Genomic DNA, 1,579 nt, shown 5'->3' on the forward strand with positions numbered 1-1,579 from the left:
CGCATATGCTAAATGGTAATGTGCATGAGCCGTATACGAGGTCCGTACGTACGGTTCTGTGAGAGGGATGAGGTGCAAACCTCACCCTACTCGATATTTAAAACAGTTGTATTAAGAATGGGGTAGGTTCACGGGGCTTAAAGGTGGTGCAACGCATCGAGCCGATTAAGAGTCCGCTTCGACCAGGTGACTACGCAATCACCCCACCGAAATGCGCTTGTTGTGATGGTGGACAAGATAGTGCTGTAGAGGTAACTATCTAAGATAATCACGTGACGAAATGACTAGGCCTCCCTGCTTCTCTACACATAGAAGACAGGACACAGAGGGAACGACTAGTGAAACGTTAATAATCAAGCTGACCGGCTGGAACAGACGGCAGAAAATAGACTGGACGCTATATATGATCCAGTCTGCTTTGGTAAGTACTCTTTGATAAAATAAGAGTATTGATTAAAGCAAAGGAGTTTTATTATGAAACACCGCCATTTAAACCATGAAGACTTCACCTTAGCCGCTATTGATGACATTATTTCTCGTGGTGATGGTAATGATTGGATTGCATTAGGTTTAGAGTTAAAAAAAAATCCATCAACCATAATTTCAAAAATAAAAAAAGTCAGTGAACATCGTTTAAGCGATCCTTACGAACAACGTTATCATTTTTGGAGTTCCTATGCCAAAGCAAAAGAATCAAATGCCTGATTGGGAGCAAGTTCTCTCAGCTTCTGCGCATTTGCAAGAAATTCTACCCGAGGCTGTATTAGTGGGTGGAACAGCGAGTGTTATCTATGCAGGACATAGGCTCTCTTCTGATGCAGACCATATACTGACTGATTTAAAAACTCATTTTGATGAGGTGCTTGAACAGTTGGAAAGTGTAGCTGGATGGAAAACGGCCAGATTGAAACGGCCAGTTTTAATCTTAGGGAGTTTAGATGGCATTGAGACAGGTGTCAGACAATTGATACGCCAAGCACCTTTAGAAAAGCAGGAGCTTTTATTGAAGGGTAATAAGATTACTCTGCCTACCCCTCATGAAATGCTACGAATCAAGGGGATTCTAATCTTAAAGAGAAATGCTACTAGAGATTACCTAGACTTCGCAGCTCTTTCAAAATACCTAGGACAGTCAGAAACTCAAAAGGCACTTGCTCCAATGAATATTCTCTATGAAAGTGATGACAAAATCGTATTACAACAATTAATGGCACAACTAGCCAACCCCTTACCATATGACTTGGATGATGTTGACTTATCAGAGTACAAATCAATCTCAGATGAATGGAAAAGTTGGGAGCATGTCAAAGAACAAGCAATTAAAGTTTCTCATTGGATTCTAGATAATGAATTGGAGAGAGATAGTTTAGAAGAAGATTTAGAGCGTTAATCAGTTAACCTCAAAATCAACCTGAACAAGATATAGAACGATAACAGCTTCATCTTTTCACAAATCAAAACCGCCAGTTTAAAAACTAGGCGGTTTTTTTGTGTTTGCCCAGCGAGGTTGGCAAACCCGACAGGTTGCAAGAGACCTGTATCACCCTGACTAAGGGGAAGATAATCCGAATGGCAAGGG

Annotated in this window: 3 protein-coding genes; 2 read left to right on the plus strand and 1 reads right to left on the minus strand. The window is 40.9% G+C overall.

The annotated features are described in order from the left end of the window. Window positions 1-474: 474 nt before the first annotated feature. Window positions 475-705, plus strand: a complete 231-nt coding sequence (locus tag A3GA_RS0111040; protein ID WP_018027463.1) for a hypothetical protein — start codon at window positions 475-477, stop codon at window positions 703-705. Next, window positions 677-1,390 (plus strand): hypothetical protein, encoded by a 714-nt coding sequence (locus tag A3GA_RS0111045; protein WP_018027464.1) that lies wholly within the window; start codon window positions 677-679, stop codon window positions 1,388-1,390. The genes A3GA_RS0111040 and A3GA_RS0111045 overlap by 29 nt, the downstream gene beginning before the upstream one ends. Here the strand turns inward: A3GA_RS0111045 and A3GA_RS12360 are convergent. Continuing rightward, on the minus strand, window positions 1,387-1,579 hold a 193-nt coding region (locus A3GA_RS12360), incomplete at its 5' end, for a hypothetical protein (RefSeq protein WP_208854090.1). The genes A3GA_RS0111045 and A3GA_RS12360 overlap by 4 nt on opposite strands.

The organism is Oligella urethralis DSM 7531, from assembly GCF_000372065.1.
In the GTDB taxonomy this organism is placed as follows: Bacteria; Pseudomonadota; Gammaproteobacteria; order Burkholderiales; family Burkholderiaceae_B; genus Oligella; species Oligella urethralis.